Genomic DNA, 343 nt, shown 5'->3' with positions numbered 1-343 from the left:
CTGAAAGTCTTGGCTTGGACGTGTTTGATGACATCATTCTCTCCTCGATCCTGTGATATTGATTCTCATTATCATTTACAATGATAAAATATGGCATATTCTTCGTCCATGGACATGTTGAATTTCTCCTCCTGAAAAAAATCCATGCCCCAATCCATCGATGCTCCAAACCATGCTGAGTAATCTCAAGTATCATATACCTGCTTCATAGCGGGTTGTCCTATTGACACGCAAACCTCTGTTCCATTACAATGAATGCAAATTGAATGAGGCGATGGAGTTCGCCATAACCGCTTTTCGAGGCTAATGACTCCTACCAGAGGTCGCTTTCCTGGTAGGAGTC

The 343-nt window shown here is 42.6% G+C and carries 1 riboswitch.

From position 1 onward, the window contains the following. Window positions 1-261 precede the first annotated feature (261 nt). A riboswitch (Fluoride riboswitch) is annotated at window positions 262-323 on the top strand. Window positions 324-343 lie beyond the last annotated feature (20 nt).

Origin of the sequence: Streptomyces sp. URMC 124, assembly GCF_051386455.1 — a bacterium.
Taxonomy (GTDB): domain Bacteria; phylum Actinomycetota; class Actinomycetes; order Streptomycetales; family Streptomycetaceae; genus Streptomyces.
The sequence above is the reverse complement of the archived record's forward strand: the minus strand, read 5'-3'. Positions and strand labels throughout refer to the sequence as shown.